The organism is Bacillus sp. FSL E2-8887, assembly GCF_038007205.1.
Lineage (GTDB): Bacteria > Bacillota > Bacilli > Bacillales > Bacillaceae_G > Bacillus_A > Bacillus_A mycoides.
Genome location: NZ_JBBOWS010000001.1, coordinates 2102940 through 2124226, shown reverse-complemented (window position 1 = coordinate 2124226; position 21287 = coordinate 2102940). Strand labels below are relative to the sequence as shown.

The following is a 21287-nucleotide window of genomic DNA, read 5'->3' as shown; positions in this document are numbered from 1 at the left end:
TTTTTTATACTATTACATTTAAGTGCATAAGTTTTTCTGGATTAACCATCATATAAATGTTTGAAATTTTCTCATCCTCAAATATGAATGAAAGTACATACGTCACTTTATTATTTATTGTAACTATAACGCCTGGTGCACCATTTACTATTTTGAAATCAACACTATACTTTTCTGGCAATCGTTTTGCAATTCCAAAGAACAAACGTATAATTTTATCTGCAGAATAAATCGGATTAATTGCAGTTGTAACTTTACCACCACCATCTGCTTTAAATATCGCATCTGTTTTTAAAACTTCTAACATGCCTTGCGTATCCCCACACTGCAATGATGATACAAATTTCTCCACGTAAGCAGCCATCTTCTTCGTACTTAATGTTGACTGCTTCGGCTTATCTAAAATACTTTTTCGTGCACGTTGAAAGATTTTTCGGCAATTCACACTACTCTTTTCTACAATCGAAGCGATTTCTTCGTAGTCATAACTAAAAACCTCTCTTAATATGAAAACAACCCTCTCTACCTCAGTCAGTTGTTGTAAAAGTAATAAATATGCCGTAGAAATTGATTCTTTCATTACAAATGACTCTGATGGATCATCAATCTCTTCCACAAATGGCTCTGGCAACCACATTCCGACATATACGTTACGTTTATGTGCTGCCGAACGTAATTTGTCAATTGAGCGATTTGTTACCATTTTACATAAATAGGCTCTCATATTTTCTATAGATTGAACGTCCTCCATATTATTAAACGATATAAATACGTCATGGACGATATCTTCAGCATCCATAACACTCCCAAGGATTCTATATGCTAACGAAAATAATAATGGTTGATACGCTTCATATAACTGCTCCGTTTCCATGATGAACTGCCTCACTTTCAAATTTCTTTAAAATGTGTAACGCTGCACGTTTCCCGCTTGCTACCGCAGCATCAGCTAATATTTCATCATGCCCAGCCCAATCTCCTGCAACGTAAACACCTGGCATTTCAGGTATACTAGGGCCTGGTTTTTCAACACGGTCAATACGAGGAAAATCATGTACTACCGTAATTTTCGGTAAATATTGCTGTGCAACAACTTCTCTTTTCCAATTCGGATGTAACAATTCCATCATATTTTCTAACTGTTCTTTCTCTTCTTGAATATGATTCAGTTCTAGTACAGGGTTATGGTATTTAATTAGACTCACTACAATTGATCCATCTTCACTCAATTTAGCTGCTCTCGATTGATTCGTGAAAAATATAGGTTGATCCAATCCCAATGCAAAATGATGCAAAGGATTCGGTAATTGTTTTAAACCAATATCTAACGCTGCCACGGTCACTTGTGTAGATTGTTCACTCCATTTTTGCAAACTTGTTCCTTCTGTACCTTTTATAATTTTACATGCCTCTTTCGGTGGAGTTGTTACAATAACTGCCCCAGCTTCAAATACTTCATCGTCAAAACAATGTATTCTTTGTTTTCCTTCACAATGCTCTATTTTTAAAACATGCTTTTTAGCCAGAAATTGTACACCACTAGTATTCGCTATTCCTCTTAAATTTGTTATTATCGTCTCCCAACCACCATCTACATAAAGTACTCCTTCTTTCATAGAAAGCTGTATTTGCTTTAGTACGGAAGATGCTAATTGTATTGTAGGAGCATACGTATATGTTGTTGTTCGGCATAATGCATAAAATATATTTCGAACCATTGGATCTTTAATTTCATTTTCTGCCCATGTAGTTAGGCTTATTTTCGGAACTTTTTCTAAATCTAAGTTTCCTAAATGAATCATAAGACGAGCGAACTGTACTTTTGCAGACCATGAAAGTAACGGTGTTGATAAAATAGAGCGAAAATCTGTTGGAATGGTATAAATATCCCCTTTCCATATTCCATGTGCTTTTGTAGATGGGATTCCACCTGGAAGATTTACTCCTAGCTCATTAAAAGTTATAAACGCTTCTCCACCTCTATATAAAGCATGTGCACCAAGATTCATACAAATGCCGTTTTTATTTATAGTCATCCCTCGACCACCGAAGTGACTGGACTTTTCTAATACAATAACTTTCCTTCCAGCTTTCGCTAAATATATAGATGCTGTTAATCCAGCAAGCCCACCACCAACAATTGCTACATCAAAATGTTTCATAATAAAATCCCTCCTTATCCGTTCTACATACAAGACGAACGATTAAGGAGGGATGTGACATGAAAATATATTTTTCCTTATCTATTTTAGTTCATTATTTTTTTATTCTGTCATATTGCATACGAAATAACTCAATTGCAAATGGAATATCCTCTTCACTCTTTATATAATAACTTATCCATCCTGATTCAGGTAATACGTGATGTGGTTTCACCAATCCTTGGCTCACTAATTCATCCCGCTTTACCTTTGGAAATGGTAAATCAACTAACTTATCGCCATGCAAATGACCAAGTTCTTTCTTACCATAATTTATTTCAATACCACCAAATCGATGCGGTTTTTCAGAAACACCTGCCCAGCCAAGTACTTCATTTCTAATCATTTCACTAAATGACATGAACCTTCACCCCTTTTTAATGATTGATGTAATATTAAATTAACATGTTCATTACTTTTTTCCATCAATCCAAAGTATGAATGGATATACGAATATAGTTTAATCTCAATATCTTTATTTTTTTACACACTTAAAACAATTTCAAAGGGTATTTATTCTATTATATAGAATTATTATTAAAAATAAATTTAAGGGATGGATATATATGAGCAAGGTATTATTACAAAAGGCAAATTATCTACGATCTGATGAATTAAAGCTTTTGAAAAAAGCTATACATTTTGCAGAGCAAGCACATGATGGACAATACCGTCAAACTGGAGAACCATATATTATTCACCCTTTCGCGATTACAGAAATACTGCTAAATTATAAAGCTGACATTACAACATTGATTGCTGCTTTATTACACGATGTTGTAGAAGATACCGAATACTCTCTAGAAGAAATTGAATCACATTTTGGTGCGACTATTCAATATATTGTAAATGGATTAACAAAAGGAAAAAAACTACAAGATCAAAACAAAGTATTATACGAAGCAATTAATTTCAAAAAATTACTAGTATCCTCTCAACAAGATATACGTGTTGGCATTATTAAAGTTATAGATCGCCTTCACAATATAAAAACATTGAGTGTTAAAAAACCCGCAAAACAAGTAGCTTATGCGAATGAAACATTAACACTATTTGCGCCACTTGCAAAGCGATTAGGGTTATATACAATCCAGCATGAATTAGAAAATCTTGCTTTTCAATATCTACATAAAGAAAGATATACTGAAGTACATAAATTTTTAACCGAATATGTGCCACACCTTCAAAAAAATATAACTCATTTAAGAAAAGGAATACATTCTTTTTCTAATACAAACCTTTCATTTGAAATAAACTATGAGTTTCCCCCAGTATATACTGCATATTCACAATTACAAGAAATACAAAATGTATCAGGTATTTCACAAATTTGTATTACAACTACAAGTGTACTAGATTGCTATAAAATTCTTGGAATAATACATCAATTATATAAACCAACTATAAACTATTTCGAGGATAATATAGCACTTGAAAATAGCCATTTTAATAACAACTTAAAAACTAAAGTCAATATGAATGATGCTGAACAAACAATTATCATTCAAACACAAATAGCAAAAACGTTGAAAGATAACGGTATTTTTTCTTTATTGAATGATAGAACTGCAAATATTCAAGCAATATCTTATAAAATAATGGATGATACAATTGTGAATAACAATTTATTAACTACAGATCCAATCACTTTCCGTAGTTTAGTATCGTATGAACTATTTGAAAATACTATTACAGCTTATACTACAGATTTACAACCAGTTTATTTACCTGATGGTGCTACAATCATTGATTTTTCTTTCTCTGCATTTCCAAAAATTGCACATAGCATGAAAAAAGTAAAAGTAAATGGGATGCCTGTTCCACTTAAAACAAAGATATCTCATTTAGACGTAATTGAAATCCATTTTGATTTAAAACAAAACTTGGCAATAGAATGGCTAAATTACGCCAATACTGCTAAAGCACAATTAATGATTCATCAAAAACTATCTTAAATAAAAGGCCAATTCCTTTCTATAAGGCATTGGTCTTTTCATATAACGTAACCATTAAAATATACGAAATAAATTTCAATATTTTTACTCCTAACCTAACATCAATAATTCCGACTTTCATTAGTTCGCTCTAATTTTTATCCGTATTTACATTATGAGAAATAAGAAGCACAACCTATATTCTTTATAAAACAGGTGAATTTATTATGATACAGACAAATGCACATAACTAACGCTAGGCACATATCCTAAAGTTGTATCCATACTTACCTATAGAAAGGCAGGTAATACGATTGACTTCTACTATTGACTACACCTCTCCTTCAACGAACTTCACTCATGATTTAAGTAAAAGTAATTTTTTTAAGAAAGATGCCCAAAATTATATAAATGTACTTGGCATAAAACAATTAAACACTTTAGAAAATACTTCTTTATTAAATATTTATTTAAGTACAGGCAACGTTGTAGAACCACATATTCATCAAAATGCAGCTGAACTTGTCTACTGTATTTCAGGATCTGCTGTTGTTTCTTTACTTAATCCATTTACGAATCAAATATTAAACTTACCGATAAAACCAGGGCAAGTTGCCAACATTCCACAAGCGTGGTGGCATTATGAAATTGCTTCAGCAGATAATACTCATTTATTAGCTATATTCGACGCCCCAACCCCAGAAGTTATTTTTGGTTCTGATATTTTAAGATTAACTCCCGCTAATATGATGGCTCATACTTATTGCCTCAATGAACAACAATGGAAACAAGCAGTATCCCCAATTCAATCCACTACGGTAATTGGTCCTCCCGGAAACTGTAATCAAAACCGCGACATGATAAATCAGTCAACTCAGCCCCCTACTCAACAACAAAATCTATATTACCAAGATTCTTATTACTTCCCTCTATACTGGGGGTATTAATTAGTATCATTTTAATAGAACCACCATTTATCTCCTCGGAAAATATCGAGGAGATTTTTTATCGTAACAATTAATAGAGTACATACATATAATATTTATATATTTAATTGGAGGTGATAGTACTATGAGTAATTATAACTATCGAAAAAACTACTCTAATAATAAAAATAGTAGCTCTTCAGCATCCTCTCAATCTTCGAACTCTCAATCTTCCGATTCCCAGTCACAAAGAGATTTAGCCGAGCAAGGCTATGTAAAGAAAAAAGGATGTAACTGTAATAAAAATAAATAGTTTATTACTAATTTGAGCAATGACATTTCACCGCTCATGATTAACAATTTAACCCACTAGTATATAGTTTATTTAATGGATGAATTCTGTTTTTAATAGAATTCATCTTTTTTGTTTATATGTAATTTTTCAAACCATATAACTTATTCCATAAACAATAAAGTGTAAATCATAAATTTTGATTTTTCTTATATACCAACTTAACAAAGAGTAACTTTTCAATTGATTTATTTCTAATTTCCCACAAAAAATATAGCCCCACCTAATAAAATTAGGTGGGGCTATATACAAATGCCTGTTTAAATTTCAAACAAACATTGTAACAAGTTAGACGATATTAATACCTGCACTTACAAATCCAGCAACTGCAGCTATTGGACTAGCAGCTGTTAATGAAACATATAATAATACTTTATCCCCAGCGGCTACCGGAATTGCTTCAGGTATGATACCTGATGCTGTAGCACCAATCGCTATTGCGGCAAATGCTGGTGTTAATAAAAGAGGTGCGCCTTGTACTGTAAACGTATTACTTGCTGCTGGTGCAGTTAATATTTGTATCTGCACTTGAACAGGTGTTAATGGAGCTAATGCAGCTGTTGCACTAAAGAAACCTGCTAATGACGTAATAACCCCTGCGCGTGGTGCTACAAATGCATAATCACCTATCCCTAACGCTAATGTGATACTTGTTCCACCCGTTAAAGCAACTCCAGGCTGACTAAATCCAAATCCAAGAAGAGTTCCTGTATTAGCTACTATCGCGTTAACTAACGCAGATGGTGTTGTACCTGAAGCAAACGGAATAATAGCTCCGCCACCAGTTGCTCCTGTTGCTCCTGTCGCTCCTGTTGCTCCTGTCGCTCCTGTCGCTCCTGTCGCTCCTGTTGCTCCTGTTGCTCCTGTTGCTCCTGTTGCTCCTGTCGCTCCTGTTGCTCCTGTTGCTCCTGTTGCTCCTGTTGCTCCTGTTGCTCCTGTTGCTCCTGTTGCTCCTGTTGCTCCTGTTGCTCCTGTTGCTCCTGTTGCTCCTGTTGCTCCTGTTGCTCCTGTTGCTCCTGTTGCTCCTGTTGCTCCTGTTGCTCCTGTTGCTCCTGTCGCTCCGCCTCCTGTTGGACCTGTTGGACCTGTTGGACCTGTTGGACCTGTCGCCCCTGGAGTAGCATTGATTAATTGAATTAATAAATTAAAAAGAAGTTGTAAAGTTGCAGAATCAACATTTGAGTTGCAGGATATAGGGATAAGATCTAAAGCGAAGAAGAATTGTGCAAGGGCGCTATAAAATTGTTGCAATAATGTTGACAATTGTCCTAAATTAGGTGCTGGAGATTGTAATAAAACTATAATACTTTGAGTTAATTGTTTCAAAAAATTAACTTCTGGAGAAGGTAATAAGGAATTTAAGAAAATTAAAAATTGATTAAATAAATCGAGTAACGCTAATCTGTTTGCATTACTTGGATTTGCAAAAAATGCTGAAATAGCTGATACTAATGAGTTTAGTAAAGTAATTAATTGACTTAATTGTTCCCTAGTAATAGGAACTGACTGTGGATTTTTACAACAATCTGCTGAAAAAACAATCGGATTGCAGTTATTATGACCAAAACAATTATTATTTGACATTTATTTCCTCCTTACTTTTCTTATAGTTGAGTGTTTTCCTATTCTAAGAACTATAAAAGATGCGATTGTAAAAAGTAGTTGAGTTATATGTTTCTCTTAAAATAGGAAACATGAATTAGAATCAAACTTGAAAACGTAATTTAATTATGTTCATGACTCACATATTAATTATATGTTTTTAATAATTGACTGCTTAGATTAAACACCTAAACTTAAGAGTTTATTTTATTTTTCCACGTTTATCTATTAGGTCCAAAAGCACATTTTCATTTAAAAATTAAAACATAAATAAATCATTAGCATATATTCTACAAGTAACAACATCATTCTTTCAACTAATTAAAAATGATACCTTTACTAATATTGTGTTCCTTCTATAATCATGAAGCCGTTTCTATTATAAAAAACTTTCATACAATATAGTGGACAAGTTATTCTATACTTCGTTCAAAAAATAATTAAAGGAGTGAAATTTAATTGCCAATTATTCAACCATTTATCGCTTCTAGAAGATTTACATCTACACTAGGAGCTGGAACAGGAACAGGTGCAGCTTTTGCAATTACTGCAACAGCTTGTTTAAACGATGCCGGTACTACTGCAACTGCCTTTCCGACTTTTACGTATTACAACCTCTATGTAAACGGGATAATTCAACCTAGCGTGAACTCCAGTGTCACCACAGGTCCTACTGGTGCTATTACAATTCCTGGCGGAGATGTATTAGACGGTGGAATCCCAATAACAATTGAATTTATCGTCACTTAATTTTAACTAATGTAATTTAGAACAAAAAAAGACAGATTCCTTTTTCCATTAAGAATCTGTCTTTTTTAATTAATAATAATAAATTGTAGGATAATTGAAGATCCTTGTGAGGGTGGTTCATCATCTAATAAAGTTAACTGACCAGCTGTAACTTCATAAAAAGGTTGTGGTTGAAGAATTCCATTTATAAATAGATTAATATAAGAAACTTCACTTGGTGATAAGATTTGTGTTGTACCGTATTGTGCTATACCATCTGCATTAGTATATATAAGTTTTTCCCCATCTGAAAAAGTAAAATATAATAGGTTTGTTGTTGGGATTATTCCCGGTATTCCCGTTGGGCCGGTTATTCCTGTTGCCCCTGTTGGGCCGGTTATTCCTGTTTCTCCTGCTGCCCCTGTTTCTCCGGTTACTCCCGTTATTCCTGTTGCTCCGGTTGCCCCTGTTTCTCCTGTTAGGCCGGTTACTCCTGTTTCTCCCGTTTCTCCGGTTGCTCCTATTGCTCCTGTTGCTCCGGTTGGGCCTGTTTCTCCTGCTGCCCCTGTTTCTCCGGTTGCTCCTGCTACTCCCGTTATTCCTGTTTCTCCTGCTGCCCCTGTTTCTCCGGTTGCTCCTGCTACTCCCGTTATTCCTGTTTCTCCTGTTATTCCTGTTTCTCCGGTTGCCCCTGTTTCTCCGGTTGCTCCTGTTTCTCCTGTTGCCCCTGTTTCTCCGGTTTCTCCTGTTGCCCCTGTTTCTCCGGTTTCTCCGGTTTCTCCGGTTTCTCCGGTTGCTCCTGTTTCTCCGGTTTCTCCGGTTTCTCCGGTTTCTCCGGTTTCTCCGGTTGCTCCGGTTGCTCCGGTTTCTCCGGTTGCCCCTGTTTCTCCGGTTTCTCCGGTTTCTCCGGTTTCTCCGGTTTCTCCGGTTTCTCCGGTTGCTCCGGTTTCTCCGGTTGCTCCGGTTGCCCCTGTTTCTCCGGTTTCTCCGGTTGCTCCGGTTGCTCCGGTTGCTCCGGTTGCTCCGGTTTCTCCTGTCGCTCCGGTTGCTCCGGTTGGAAAATTAATAGACGGAAGAGGTGGAAATGTAGGACCAATATTTTTAGAATCCATAACTTCCTTAGACATTGGTAATTTGTCATATCGATTCAAATTTGCATCTCCCTTCTATAGTATTTATTAAATGTTAGATGTTCCGAAATGTTAAAAGAATTATCTAAAAAAATACTATTAATCTCTCGATTAAAATCTTTGTACAAAATCAAATTTAATGTAATTTACTAAAAATGAATGTATTTTAAACAGCATGCCGTTACTATAAAAAATATTATTAATAGAATATATGAAAAGTATCTCCTTTATCATAAAAATGAGGTGATTTTAATTAAAAATAAAGATAGAGAAAATCCCCAAAACAATGACATACAATTATCCTTCCTTATAGACTAACTAGTCCTACTGGTAGTACTGGACCCATGAGTAATACCGGACCCACGGGTAGTACCGGCATAAACGTTACAACAAATTCTATGTTTGCAAATAATACAGTGGATGGAACAGTTTCAGTTGTACTAGGGTGGTACTAACATACTACTCTCAAACAATCAAAGCCTTGATAGCTTTGCAGTCAATAGTGCAAATGATTTATTTACAGTCCCTGTAACGGGACGTTATTATCTTTCTTATCAAATTAATACTACAATTGCACTTCTTGCGGGTTCAAGACTACTTTTAAACGGATCTACATCACTTCTGAGCTCAATTCTATCTCCTGCCCTATCTACTTCAAGTTATAATAATAATTTAATTACAATATTAAATGCAGGTAATACTATTTCTCTTCAATTATTCGGTCTCTTATCAATTGTCAATTTAATCGGTGGTGGATCAACTGGCGCCTCTCTAACAATTATACGAGTTGATTAATAAATGATTCATTTTTTCTTCTTAGCTTTAAATGCCATTCCCCTATATAGATAGTAGAAACTATCTATACTAAATATTCCGGATAAACATTATCAATTTACTCTATACGCTATCAATGTTAAGTTATTTATGAAGACAGTTTCTCCTTTACGAACCATCTCAATACGTATTTGAGAAATATTCTCCAATCCTATACGCGAGAGCAATACTGTGTTGACACTCAAATGAGTGTCTTTTTTTTAAAATTGTAATAAATAAAACCATCTCTTATAGATGGTTTTATCAAAACATATCTCTTTATATTCTAAATAAAATAGCAAGTTTATGAAGCTGGATAATAAATGGTCATACTTAACCGAGTTAGCGTTCGTCCGGAATTATGATAAGAGTGCGGTCTATCCGCCTTAAAGCGAATTGAATCTCCGCTATTTAATGTATATTGACAATTATTTATTTCAATTGTCAATTCTCCCTCAAACACCGTTATAAATTCTTCGGTCCCTTCTTTATGGCCTTCCGAACTTAATTTTCCTTCCGTTTCAATTTCAACCGTATAGATTTCAAAGTTCCTATCATCTTGAAAAGGAAAAGAAGGATACACTTTATATCTCCCATTGTCTTCTGATAATACTTGAACATCGTTTCGTAAAACCACTTTCGTATCAGGCTGTGGATTATTAATTAAAGACGTAAAAGACACTTTTAAACCATTCGCTATCTTCCATATTGTTGTTAGTGTCGGGCTTGAATCTCCTCTTTCAATTTGTCCAATCATCGTTTTACTCACACCTGTTAATTGGGAAACCTTTTCTAAACTTAATTTTTCTTTCTCACGTATTGCCTTTATATTTTTCGCCAAAATAAGTTGAATTTCTTCCATAAAAAAACACTCCTACACTATATACAATATAACGACCGTTATGTATAATAAAAAGCACACGTTATATTGTTCTTTTCGGTCATTATAACACACGAAAAATACTTAGGGGGTTTTGAAATGCCTTTATTTTCTTTTTTATTATTTGTTTTTATTAGTAGCTTCACACCCGGTCCTAACAATTTTTTAGCTATGACATACGCAAATCAACTTGGTTTGAAAAGGAGCATGCAATTTTGCTTTGGAGTAGCTTTCGGTTTTTTCCTCCTCACTTCTTTATGTAGTTTCTTTAATATAGTACTAATTAATATTTTACCTAAAATCGAATTACCTTTAAAAATTTCAGGAGTAGCATACATGTTATATTTAGCTTTTAAAATACTCACTAGTAAAGGCAGTACGGATCCCGATGAAAAAGATAATAAAAACTTATTTACAGTGGGGATTTTTCTTCAGTTTGTTAACCCTAAAGGGATATTATTCGGACTGACTGTAGTTTCTACTTTTATTCTCCCTTACTACAATTCATATTCAAGTTTTCTACTTTTTTCATTATTTCTAGGTGTAGTCGGTTTAATGAGTACATTTAGTTGGAGCCTGTTTGGTTCAATGTTCCAAAAACTATTATTAAAACATACTCAATTATTTAACATCATTATGGCTGTTTTATTGGTTTTCAGTGCTATATCAATCGTTATAAGCTAGCTCTATACTCATTCTAATTCTTATATTTTGTTTAACTGAACCAAACGCTACAGTACGTATATCTTAAGCTTTTTCTCTTATTCTCCTAAATAAAACTTTTTTCTACCTTGTACAAACAGTTTTTATCCTCATTAAATACAATATATAGACAAATAAAAGATAGGAGATTAAAGAATGGCTGATTTTTTTTATAAACATGGTAAAAAGTACTATAAAAACTATTCATATTCTCACAATAAAAAAGAGAACTGTTTCACTAAAACGCATACGATTGCTGGCTCAAATATACCGTTAGATATTATTGTACCAGCTAACACTTCAAGAATAGTTTTTGAAGATGCTACTAATAATCACAATAAAACATTACTGCAGTTTCATGTTCCTGGTACTTCTGCACCAATTGTTGTAACTATTCGTACAAGAAATTCTCGTAGACCGATTACCGCTACAATAGCTTCAGGTGAAACAAGAATTCTTCAAGTAGAAAATTTTGAAAGCCTCACTCTCACAAATAATAATAATACAAGTAGCGACATTGGTATTTTTATTCAAAAAACGTTTTGCATCTGCTGTGATGACCAAAATGATTACTATGCAGAACAATCACATTCTCTTAACCAAAAGAGTAACTGTTTTATTGAGACTCATACCATAGCCGGTTCGGGAACTTCCTCAACTGGAAATGTACCTCTAGATATTATCGTACCCCCTAACTCTTCAAGAGTGGTTTTTGAAGATCTTACTATTAATCACAACAAAACATTACTTCAAATATCTGTTCCTAACGATTCCGGTCCCATTGAAGTAACTATTCGAACAAGGATTTCTAACACACCAATTATCGCTACGATAGTTCCTAATGAAACAAGGATTTTTCAAGTAGAAGATTTCCAAGAACTTACCCTCACAAATAATTCCGCTTCCTTTGATTTTATTGATATATTTATCAATAAAACGTTTTGTATTTGCTGTGATGACCAGAACAACCCTTGCGATGAATGTAACCATGAATACGACAATGATTATGATTGTTAATTTTAATGAAAAAGAAACCTTTTTATAAAGGTTTCTTTTTCATTAAAACAACTAACATCCGATAATATACGTACTTACTTATCTACCGTTTCTCGTTTCTTAATAAAATAGCATTTTTGTTTATAAATTTTACACATTTAAAGTAGACAAGCATATGTTATTATATGGAGATTTCCTCCACTCATAAGTTTCTTATCTTTCTAAGAGTACGTTTATAGGCGTGCTCTTTTGATTTTTTATCCAATAACGATTTTTATATCCACACGCTTCTTACTAAGCTTCATTGCTAAATAAGGTTGGATATATTTTTTCTATTTTTGAATGTATAATCCAAAACTTATTACTAGAAACTGTACAAATACTAATAGCTCTTCAAAAAAAGAAGCACATGCTTCTGTGGCAAAAGACAATTCGAGTTGACGAATTTGATTTTTCGCATCATCAAAATCAGAAGCTACAACTTTTTATTAAATACAACTTCAGCCTTATGACCTTGCAGTATATATTGACAATACTTTAGCTAGTCATGGAAAACCTTATAGATCAATCGCAGTATATAAAAATCCAAATACTTCTCAACGGATAGGATTATGGACAGTATATGATCCATCAAGATATTTAATATATTCCTAATTTGGTTGGGTAAGTAATAGACCAATTAATCCATAATAAGAAAAAGAGGCTGCGAAATAATTACAGCCTCTTTTCTTTAATCGCATTTTTCTATTTGGTCGCCTTCTTCACCTGCATTTTCTGCCGAACTATCCGTTCCGCCTCCTACTGCATGTTGCTGTTTAGTATTAGAGCTTTCGATGGCAGCGTTGGTTCCCGCTGCACTGTCTTCTCCACCACCACTTGCCACTTGAGTAGCACCAGCCTGTTCCTTACGGGTTTTATTAATTTGATTATTGATGATAAGTACAAATTCTGCCTCTTCATCCGAAGTTTCTTTTTTCATTTTATGCGGCTCAATCTGGTCCCCACTAATTCCTTTATTTATGGCTTCGCCTCCAGCGCCCACCGTTTCTTGCTGTCGGGTATTCGATGAATCGATTGCCGCATTACTTCCTGCTGCACTATTTTGTCCGGCTCCACTGGCAATTTGTGTTGTATTCGGTGCAAATGTAATCTGATTATTAATGACAATGACAATTTTTCGTTTATCAGCAAGATTTCCCAAATTAATTTCTTCTCCATCTTTTTTTACAAATCGAAACGTGATTTTTTCATTGTTTTCCATATTCTCCCCCCTTTGTAGTATTAAATGACTGGAGAATGATAATGGATTGGACAAGCGTATTTTTTTTATAAATATGTGACCCCGCCCACAATGAAGGATGTATTACCAGGTTCCGGTATTTACCTCGTATTAGGTCCGTTGGCTTGGCGACATTCCCGCATCCGCCGAATTTCGGAATGCATGGAGAAAAACCTTATAGGAGATATAGAAAGAGAGATTAGTAGAAACATTGGTATATAAAGGTTTCTAGGTTTCATTATATTTTCCTTTTCTTATTTATATTTATCAGCCAAATATCTAGCATAGTGAACTAAATTTCTAGCTACATCTAATTCAAGATTAAATATATTAGGTACCCCTGGTCTCCAATTCACCTCAAATAACCACAATTTTTGATCCTTATCAATCCCTACATCAATTCCTAACTCATCAAATAGTATATCCTTATATAAAGAATTAAAATGGTTAGAAAAAGTTACTGCAAATCGTTCTAAATACCTTTTAATATTATACCAATCGTTATCAAACTCCGCTTTTAAAAAAACATCTAAATAAGTACTATAACCACCCTTAGCCATATTTGATACAATACTTCCTAATGGACCTATTCTCGGGAATATAGAAGTAACAACCCACCTGCCTTCCCCATTTCTTTGAACATGCAATCGAAAATCATAAACATGACCAGATTTCATTTGACATGAAATAAACTGTTGAATTATGTAACCTTGCTCTTGAATCTTATCAGATATAAAGCTCCGTAATTGTTTTTTATTAATAGATGAAATTTGTTCTGACTCATTCATACTGTAATTCATCCCATTTTTTTCAATGAAAATAATACCACTACCTTGATGTCCAGAAATTGGTTTAATAATAAGTTTTTCATAACGATTAATCATGTCAAAAAACTTATTAACATCATTTAATTCATAAAAAGGAATAAGATATTGCTTAAATTTTTTCGCTCTATTTATTCTGTTATATACACTTAATTTATTTCCAATTGAATGACTTGTAAAAGGAACTTTTTCATGTAGATAATCATAGATTTGCTGATTTTTATCACTAACATGAACACTTGCATTGTAAATAACATCTGGAAAAGAAAATTCTTGTTCAATCCACTTACCATTTTCATAAGTTTTACCTAAAATCTTCTTCGTTTCTATATTTACTTTTCCTAAAGTAAAATAAAAAAATTCCACACCTTCAGCTTTAGCTACAGCAGCATAAGTATATGCTTTCTTTACGTCATTCGGATCTTTCCGATGATGAAGCATACCAATTATAGTCATGTTAGTTCTTCTTCCCTTCTTTCTAAAGATTTTTTCAAAACAAATATCAAATTCATTATATATATATTCATGTTCTTCCTCATTCAACCATTTTTCGAAAAATCCAGAACAAGCTTAACCTCATTTTAATATTCTACCTATAGAAATAATAAACCTGAGATTTTATAAAATGATAAAGGTTAAGGTGACATAAAATGGATACTATCGTTTTCATTGAAACAAATAAATCTGGATCAAGTAGGGAAGCAATCAAAGCAGCTGAAAAACTTAATTTCTTTACTGTTTTATTAACTAAAAAAACAAAATTTATTAATGAACGCACTATATTCCCTGATGTACATCAGATGATTTTCACTGATATAAATGATTATGATAATATAATTACAACAATTGAAAAATTAAATAAATCAGGAAAAAACATAAAAGGGATCTTTAGTTTTATTGACCCTTTTGTTTATGTGGCTGCACGTTTATCAGAAAGATTTTGCTCAAATATTGTATCTACTAAAGCTATCCATCATATGGAAAACAAAATATTAACTCGTAATGTACTTAAAGAATTACCAATCTCACTCAACTATTTAATTTACAAACCAACAGAATCATTATCATCTTTTCTTGAAAAAACTAAAGAGATAAATTTCCCTCTTATTGTAAAATCCCCTAAATCAACAGGATCCAAAGATGTATTATTAGTAAAAAATAAAGATCAATTAATCTTATCTATACAAAGTCTTTTAAAAAAACTACCTAATGAAGAAATTCTACTTGAAGAATATATAGATGGACCTCAGTACTTAGTTGAAATTTTAGTTCAAGATGGAAAAGTCCATATTATAGCAGTAATTGAACAAGAAATTACACTTTTTGAACGTTTTATTGTTACTGGTTATTCTTTACTAGGACAGGTAGACAAAAGACTATATAATAGTCTTTTCAATGCAGTTAATTCTGTTATTCAGGCCTTTAATATGAAAAATGGAGCGTGTCATCTAGAACTCCGGAGAATAAAAGATGTTTGGAAATTAATTGAGATAAATCCCAGAATATCAGGTGGAGCAATGAATGACATAATTGAAATTGGACATGGAATCAACTTAGTGCAAGAGACTATTCAGTTAATGTTAGGAAATAAACCTTCACTAAATAAAAAACATTATAAATATGTGTACGCTCATTACCTAACAGTTAAATCTAAAGGAAAACTAATTCGAGTTACAGGGAAAAACCGTAGTTCTAAATATCCTGGTGTAGAGAAAGTTTATATAAAACCTAAAAAAGGAACTATCTTAAAACCACCTACATCAATGGGACATCGATGTGGATACGTTTTAGCTGCAGCCTATTTTAAAACAGAAGCTAAAAAAATAGCTTTAGAAGCAGCTAAAGAAATTTCATTTGAAATCCAAAAATAATAAATACGACATATATACACCAACTGATGAAAATATACTAAAAATCATATTTCTTATAATTTTAATTTCTTTACTAAATAGACGACTCCAAAATGTTTTAATTTATATATGATAAAATATATCCATCGCCGATATGTCCAAACATGTAATTTTCATAGCAGCAAAATTACAAATATACTTTTACAACATGATTCAAAAATCAATGAAGGAATGTTTTAAGTGAAAGGACATATTCGAAAAAGAGGAACAAAGTGGTGTATTATTGTCGATATCGGAGCTGATTCAGAGACAGGAAAAAGAAGACAAAAGTGGTTTTCGTGATACATTTAAAGCCTATTTGAAAAAATCCGAATTAAAAAACATTAGATTTCATGATTTACGCCATACTCATGCAACGCTTCTTTTAAAACAAGGAGTACATCCAAAGATTGTAAGCGAACGATTGGATCATAAGGACGTTTTCATAACCTTAAATCGCTATTCACATTTTTCACCTAGTCTGCAAAAGGACGCTGTTAAAACATTTAGTGAAAGACTATTCGGATGGTAATGTTTGCAAATATAAAAAATGAGGTTTCTCTTTTCTAGAGAAACCTCACCACATCAATGTTTTTGTTAAATTTTAAACTGACTCGTATACAAATCAAAGTAAAACCCACCATCTTCCATGAGGGTTTCATGATTTCCTCTCTCTAAAATACTTCCATCTTTTATTACAAGTATTTGATCTGCTTTTTCAATCGTTTTCAGCCGATGAGCGATTACAAAACTTGTTCGCCCTCTCATTAAATTATTTAATCCAGATTGAATTTGTAATTCTGTTCTCGTATCAATATTAGATGTTGCTTCGTCGAGAATTAATATATCTGCATCTGCTAAAATCGCTCGTGCAATCGCAAGGAGTTGTTTTTGTCCTTGACTTAAATTCGAACCTTCTGAAGCAATTTCCGTTTCATATTGATTCGGTAGATGTTTTATAAAAGAATGTGCTGATGCTGCTTTTGCTGCTGCAACTACTTCTTCATCACTTGCATCTAAACGTCCATATCGAATATTTTCCATAATCGTTCCTGCAAATAAATACGTATCCTGTAAAACAACCCCTATTTTACTCCGCAAAGAATTAATATCATAATCCTTTATATCTTTTTCATCAATGCTAATTTGCCCTTTTTGAATGTCATAAAAGCGAGTTAACAAATTAATAATTGTTGTTTTTCCTGATCCAGTTGGACCGACTAAAGCGATTGTCTCCCCAGGATTCGCCTCGAGACTCACATCTTTTAAAATCATGTTGTCCTGTGCGTATCCAAATGAAACTTCCTCAAGCCTAACATGTCCTTGTAAATTTTGTACAAGTACTGCATCTTTTTTATTTTGAATTTCTGGTACTTCATCCATAATTTCAAAGACACGTTCTCCTCCAGCAACTGCCGCTTGAATCGTATTCATTAAAGTTGCAAATTGACTAAGTGGTCTTGAAAATTGTCGAGAATAATTAATAAAAGCTGCAATGACACCTACTGTTGTCATTCCGTTTAATACCATTACCGATCCAGTTCCAATTACAAGCCCCATTCCTAAGTTATTAATAAAGTTCATACTTGGAAAAATAAATGCTGAAAACGTTTCAGCCTTCGTTGCTGAAATTCTTAGCTGTTCGTTAATTTCATTAAAGTTATGTACGGTTTCTTTTTCTTTTCCGTATAACGTAGTTACGTCTGCGCCTGTAATAGCTTCCTCAATAAATCCATTTAATTCTCCTAAATCCTTTTGACGCTTCGCAAAGTTTTTCCCACTATAAGCAACTAGTTTTTTCGTAACGAAAAACATAATAGGTACTGTAATTAAAGTTACAATCGCTAAAATCCAATCTAATGAAAACATCGCAATTGTTACACCTATAAACGTTAACGCTGATGAAATGATTTGCACAACACTTTGTGTCAAAGCTTGATTTAAGTTATCAATATCATTTGTCACACGGCTCATTAAATCACCTTGAGAACGTACATCAAAGAATCGTAGAGAAAGTGTTTGAATTTTTTCAAAAATATCTTGTCGTATTTTTTGTATAGTCTTTAATGCAACATTAATCATTACAAATGTTTGTAACCATGTTAATAATACGGTTATCCCATATATCGCAATGAGTAGCATGCACATTCTGGCTGTCCCGCTTAAATCCTTCGGTACAATGTATTCATCAATGATGACCCCCATATAATATGGCCCAAGTAAACCTAGTAATGTCGTGATAAATACAAGAATAATAACGAACATAAGAGATGCTTTTTGATACCCCATATAGTTCCATACTCGCATTATAGTTCCTTTAGTATTCTTAGTTTTTCCCGTTTTCGGATTATTACGTCCACCTTTATTTCCAAATTGTCCTTGAAAATTACGCACGCTCTTCCCCTCCTTCTTGCTGCAGGCTACCACCTTGGGAAAGATAAATTTCCTGATACACTTCACAAGTTGCCAATAAATCCTCATGCGTACCATTTCCAACTAATTCACCGTTATTCAAAACGAGGATTTTATCAGCATCTATAATAGAAGATATTTTTGATGCAATTAAAAATGTCGTTGTGCCACTATATCTTGTCCTTAATGCTTCCTGTATTACAGCTTCTGACTTCGCATCAACTGCCGATGTAGAATCGTCTAATACAAGAATAGATGGCTTTCTCACTAGGGCTCTTGCAATAGATATACGTTGTTTTTGACCACCAGATAGATTGGTTGCACCTTGTGTTAAGTTATATTCATAAGAGTCTTCCAGCTTATTGATAAACTCAGTCGCACAAGCAGATGAAGATGCTAATTCCAATTCATCATAAGTTGCATCTTCTTTGCCATAACGTAAATTCTCTTCTATACTGCCTGAAAAAAGAAGTGCCTTTTGTGGAACGAAGCCAATGGAAGCACGAAGTTTTTGCAAATCGTATGCTTTCACATTAACATCATCTATACATATTTCACCTTGATCAACATCGTAAAGTCGTGGCAATAGTTTCGCCAATGTAGATTTACCACTTCCGGTCGATCCAATAATCCCTATTTTTTCACCTTTACGTACAGTAAAGGAAATATCTTTTAAAACATATTCATTATTTTTCGTATAACTATAGCTAACATTTTTAAACTCTACATTACCACCCACTTGTTTTGGTTCATATACGTCGCCTTCAGTTGTAATATCAACTTCAGTATGTAAGACTTGTTGTACACGATCAGCTGATGGAAAAGCACGGGCAATTTGAATAAATACCATACTAATAGACATAAGTGACATTAAAATGATATTTAAATAGTTAATAAAAGCTAAAATGGCCCCTACTTGGAGTGTACCGTTAAAAACTTTCTCGCCACCAATCCATAAAGTTGCTACAATTCCGCTATTTACAACTAGCATAATAATTGGCATCATCAATGAAATAATTTGTATTGCACGAATATTTATTTCAGTTAAACTTGTATTAACTTTCTCAAACTGTGCGATTTCATATTTTTGTCTTACATATGCTTTTATAACACGTACACCGGATAAATTTTCTTGTAGCTTTGTGTTTACTTTATCTAATGCTTCTTGTACTCGCTTAAATGAACCGCTCGATTGACCTGCAATCAATACAATTGCAACTAATAATACGGGTACCACAACAAGTAAAATTGGAAATAGGTCTCTCGCTGTTACAAAGACTATAATGATACTTCCAATAAATAATAACGGTCCACGGACAAGTACACGTAACGTCATCGTCATCGCCGATTGAATAGATGTAATATCATTTGTCACAATTGTTAATAATTTACCTGTTCCAAATGAATCACGATTTTTGCTAGAAAATGTTTCTATTTTCGCAAACACATCTTTTCGTATGTCTGTAGCGAAATTAACAGCAGCTTTTGTAGAATACATCATACAACCAAGTCCTCCAACTAAACCGATTGCTGCTGCTCCTATCATAAGAAGCCCCATTTTTATTACATAATTCAAATCCCGGTTTGCAATTCCAACATCAATAATATGTTGCATTATTGTCGGTTGAATTAAGTCCATCGCAACCTCAAGTACCATAAATAGCGGTCCAATAATAGCGAAGAACATGTATGGTTTTAAATACTGTAACAACTTGCGAAATGATTTCATACACAATCTCCTTTTTTCATGAAATTACCATCGAATAATTTATAGTCCTCCTTATTTGAGCGATATAGTCTGTAATTTCTCCATTAGTCCTATTATATTAGGCAAATTAATATTTAACATTATTAAATGATAAGTTTTAAATCATTTTTAGTCAATAAAATGGAACTTTAATCTACCAGGCATTTTCACTGCCAGTTGATGTGAATACTCTTTAACTTAATAAAAACCGCATTCTCATTTAGTAAGAATGCGGTTTTCCCATCTATATTTGTTCAATTTTAAAATCAAAAACCTCGGTCTCGAATCCATTATTTTCAGAAGGACTACACGTATAAAAACCAATTTTAACAGGCTCATTACCTATGTCCTCCATCAAATGAGCGATTCTTATTTGTTCCCATCGCTGACTCGTTTTCACATATATTGTATAATCGCCAAGTTTTCGAATAATTCGAAAACGTAATTGTTGCTTAGCAAACTCATTTGGATAGTCTTGCGTTGACCAATCAGAATAGCCATTATTCGTTACGACAGCACCTAAATGTGATGGGCCCTCAGGAATATATTCTAAAGATGTTTTTAACCAACACTTCTCAGAAATCATAACAAATAAACCCGCTTGATCGTATGTCGCATTTGGATTCATGAGCAATTGAACCTCAGCCTGAAAATCTGTCATTATCTCATCATAAAATACATGGCCATTCATTACTTCAAAACCAAAATGGGTTTTCAGCCAAAAATCTGTTTCTTCTTTCGAATGGACAATGAATGTATCATTGTCTTCAAGTTTGTAAAATTTAGGTGCGTTCATTACAGTAAGTTGCTCAATATGATTTGGTATATATGATGTTTTCATAATTCCTCCATAAAAAAGCATTTAAATTAA

General features: G+C 33.4%; 18 protein-coding genes and 1 pseudogene. 8 read left to right on the top strand and 11 right to left on the bottom strand.

All coding sequences use genetic code 11. The features are described 5' to 3' along the window. Positions 1-4: 4 nt before the first annotated feature. The 3 genes from NSQ08_RS10625 to NSQ08_RS10615 form a co-directional block, all read right to left on the bottom strand. Positions 5-874, bottom strand: a complete 870-nt coding sequence (locus NSQ08_RS10625) for a sigma-70 family RNA polymerase sigma factor (protein WP_002141760.1) — start codon at positions 872-874, stop codon at positions 5-7. Then, positions 852-2162 carry a phytoene desaturase family protein gene (locus NSQ08_RS10620; protein WP_002141759.1) on the bottom strand — a complete coding sequence of 437 codons (1311 nt, stop codon included), beginning with the start codon at positions 2160-2162 and terminating at the stop codon, positions 852-854. Before NSQ08_RS10620 ends, NSQ08_RS10625 begins: the two co-directional genes overlap by 23 nt. 94 nt (positions 2163-2256) lie before the next feature. Further along, entirely contained in the window at positions 2257-2562 is a 306-nt protein-coding gene (locus tag NSQ08_RS10615) for a luciferase domain-containing protein (RefSeq protein WP_002035104.1), read from the bottom strand. A 205-nt stretch (positions 2563-2767) separates the two neighbouring features. Between NSQ08_RS10615 and NSQ08_RS10610 the strand changes: the two genes are divergently transcribed. Beyond that, positions 2768-4156: an HD domain-containing protein gene (locus NSQ08_RS10610; RefSeq protein ID WP_002035103.1), complete on the top strand. Its 1389-nt coding sequence runs from the start codon at positions 2768-2770 to the stop codon at positions 4154-4156. Between the two features lie 293 nt (positions 4157-4449). Beyond that, the gene (locus NSQ08_RS10605; protein WP_340774398.1) at positions 4450-5082 is read left to right on the top strand and encodes a cupin domain-containing protein; all 633 of its coding nucleotides are present in this window, start codon (positions 4450-4452) and stop codon (positions 5080-5082) included. 619 nt (positions 5083-5701) lie between these two features. Here the strand turns inward: NSQ08_RS10605 and NSQ08_RS10600 are convergent. Next, a complete protein-coding gene (locus tag NSQ08_RS10600) occupies positions 5702-6997 on the bottom strand; it encodes an exosporium glycoprotein BclB-related protein (protein ID WP_340774397.1) in 1296 nt (431 codons plus the stop codon). A 477-nt stretch (positions 6998-7474) separates the two neighbouring features. Between NSQ08_RS10600 and NSQ08_RS10595 the strand changes: the two genes are divergently transcribed. Continuing rightward, a complete protein-coding gene (locus tag NSQ08_RS10595; protein WP_002189596.1) occupies positions 7475-7765 on the top strand; it encodes a DUF4183 domain-containing protein in 291 nt (96 codons plus the stop codon). Between the two features lie 65 nt (positions 7766-7830). On the opposite strand, the gene NSQ08_RS10590 is transcribed toward NSQ08_RS10595, so the two are convergent. Beyond that, positions 7831-8871: a DUF4183 domain-containing protein gene (locus tag NSQ08_RS10590; RefSeq protein ID WP_445686599.1), complete on the bottom strand. Its 1041-nt coding sequence runs from the start codon at positions 8869-8871 to the stop codon at positions 7831-7833. Positions 8872-9218: 347 nt separating this feature from the next. On the opposite strand from NSQ08_RS10590, the pseudogene NSQ08_RS10585 reads away from it, so the two are divergent. After that, positions 9219-9669: pseudogene (locus tag NSQ08_RS10585) on the top strand (BclA C-terminal domain-containing protein). A gap of 322 nt (positions 9670-9991) precedes the next feature. On the opposite strand, the gene NSQ08_RS10580 reads toward NSQ08_RS10585, so the two are convergent. Then, complete coding sequence (locus tag NSQ08_RS10580; RefSeq protein WP_002031987.1) at positions 9992-10549, bottom strand: helix-turn-helix domain-containing protein; 558 nt, start codon at positions 10547-10549, stop codon at positions 9992-9994. Positions 10550-10666: 117 nt separating this feature from the next. On the opposite strand from NSQ08_RS10580, the gene NSQ08_RS10575 reads away from it, so the two are divergent. Together NSQ08_RS10575 and NSQ08_RS10570 are read left to right on the top strand one after the other, a co-directional pair. Beyond that, positions 10667-11251, top strand: coding sequence for a LysE family translocator (locus NSQ08_RS10575; protein ID WP_340774389.1), 585 nt, complete (start codon positions 10667-10669; stop codon positions 11249-11251). Between the two features lie 174 nt (positions 11252-11425). Beyond that, entirely contained in the window at positions 11426-12286 is an 861-nt protein-coding gene (locus NSQ08_RS10570) for an exosporium protein D (RefSeq protein ID WP_340774386.1), read from the top strand. Positions 12287-12995: 709 nt separating this feature from the next. On the opposite strand, the gene NSQ08_RS10565 is transcribed toward NSQ08_RS10570, so the two are convergent. Beyond that, a complete protein-coding gene (locus NSQ08_RS10565; protein WP_002031980.1) occupies positions 12996-13526 on the bottom strand; it encodes a hypothetical protein in 531 nt (176 codons plus the stop codon). A gap of 272 nt (positions 13527-13798) precedes the next feature. Beyond that, the gene (locus tag NSQ08_RS10560; protein WP_002012876.1) at positions 13799-14824 is read right to left on the bottom strand and encodes a YheC/YheD family endospore coat-associated protein; all 1026 of its coding nucleotides are present in this window, start codon (positions 14822-14824) and stop codon (positions 13799-13801) included. 194 nt (positions 14825-15018) lie between these two features. Here NSQ08_RS10560 and NSQ08_RS10555 point away from each other — a divergent pair, with 194 nt between their 5' ends. Beyond that, complete coding sequence (locus NSQ08_RS10555) at positions 15019-16239, top strand: ATP-grasp domain-containing protein (protein WP_002031975.1); 1221 nt, start codon at positions 15019-15021, stop codon at positions 16237-16239. Positions 16240-16501: 262 nt separating this feature from the next. Continuing rightward, positions 16502-16789: a tyrosine-type recombinase/integrase gene (locus NSQ08_RS10550; RefSeq protein WP_206703300.1), complete on the top strand. Its 288-nt coding sequence runs from the start codon at positions 16502-16504 to the stop codon at positions 16787-16789. Between the two features lie 65 nt (positions 16790-16854). On the opposite strand, the gene NSQ08_RS10545 is transcribed toward NSQ08_RS10550, so the two are convergent. The 3 genes from NSQ08_RS10545 to NSQ08_RS10535 form a co-directional block, all read right to left on the bottom strand. After that, on the bottom strand, positions 16855-18651 hold the full coding sequence (locus NSQ08_RS10545) for an ABC transporter ATP-binding protein (protein WP_340774374.1): 1797 nt from the start codon (positions 18649-18651) through the stop codon (positions 16855-16857). Further along, entirely contained in the window at positions 18644-20398 is a 1755-nt protein-coding gene (locus NSQ08_RS10540; protein ID WP_016092610.1) for an ABC transporter ATP-binding protein, read from the bottom strand. Before NSQ08_RS10540 ends, NSQ08_RS10545 begins: the two co-directional genes overlap by 8 nt. A 262-nt stretch (positions 20399-20660) precedes the next feature. Continuing rightward, a complete protein-coding gene (locus NSQ08_RS10535; RefSeq protein WP_340774367.1) occupies positions 20661-21257 on the bottom strand; it encodes a DUF1349 domain-containing protein in 597 nt (198 codons plus the stop codon). Positions 21258-21287: the final 30 nt, after the last annotated feature.

Bases quoted from the DNA above. Each gene is read 5' to 3' on its own strand.
- NSQ08_RS10625 (WP_002141760.1), bottom strand. From the start codon at position 874: ATGGAAACGGAGCAGTTATATGAAGCGTATCAACCATTATTATTTTCG.
- NSQ08_RS10620 (WP_002141759.1), bottom strand. From the start codon at position 2,162: ATGAAACATTTTGATGTAGCAATTGTTGGTGGTGGGCTTGCTGGATTA.
- NSQ08_RS10615 (WP_002035104.1), bottom strand. From the start codon at position 2,562: ATGTCATTTAGTGAAATGATTAGAAATGAAGTACTTGGCTGGGCAGGT.
- NSQ08_RS10610 (WP_002035103.1), top strand. From the start codon at position 2,768: ATGAGCAAGGTATTATTACAAAAGGCAAATTATCTACGATCTGATGAA.
- NSQ08_RS10600 (WP_340774397.1), bottom strand. From the start codon at position 6,997: ATGTCAAATAATAATTGTTTTGGTCATAATAACTGCAATCCGATTGTT.
- NSQ08_RS10590 (WP_445686599.1), bottom strand. From the start codon at position 8,871: ATGTCTAAGGAAGTTATGGATTCTAAAAATATTGGTCCTACATTTCCA.
- NSQ08_RS10580 (WP_002031987.1), bottom strand. From the start codon at position 10,549: ATGGAAGAAATTCAACTTATTTTGGCGAAAAATATAAAGGCAATACGT.
- NSQ08_RS10575 (WP_340774389.1), top strand. From the start codon at position 10,667: ATGCCTTTATTTTCTTTTTTATTATTTGTTTTTATTAGTAGCTTCACA.
- NSQ08_RS10570 (WP_340774386.1), top strand. From the start codon at position 11,426: ATGGCTGATTTTTTTTATAAACATGGTAAAAAGTACTATAAAAACTAT.
- NSQ08_RS10565 (WP_002031980.1), bottom strand. From the start codon at position 13,526: ATGGAAAACAATGAAAAAATCACGTTTCGATTTGTAAAAAAAGATGGA.
- NSQ08_RS10560 (WP_002012876.1), bottom strand. From the start codon at position 14,824: ATGACTATAATTGGTATGCTTCATCATCGGAAAGATCCGAATGACGTA.
- NSQ08_RS10555 (WP_002031975.1), top strand. From the start codon at position 15,019: ATGGATACTATCGTTTTCATTGAAACAAATAAATCTGGATCAAGTAGG.
- NSQ08_RS10540 (WP_016092610.1), bottom strand. From the start codon at position 20,398: ATGAAATCATTTCGCAAGTTGTTACAGTATTTAAAACCATACATGTTC.
- NSQ08_RS10535 (WP_340774367.1), bottom strand. From the start codon at position 21,257: ATGAAAACATCATATATACCAAATCATATTGAGCAACTTACTGTAATG.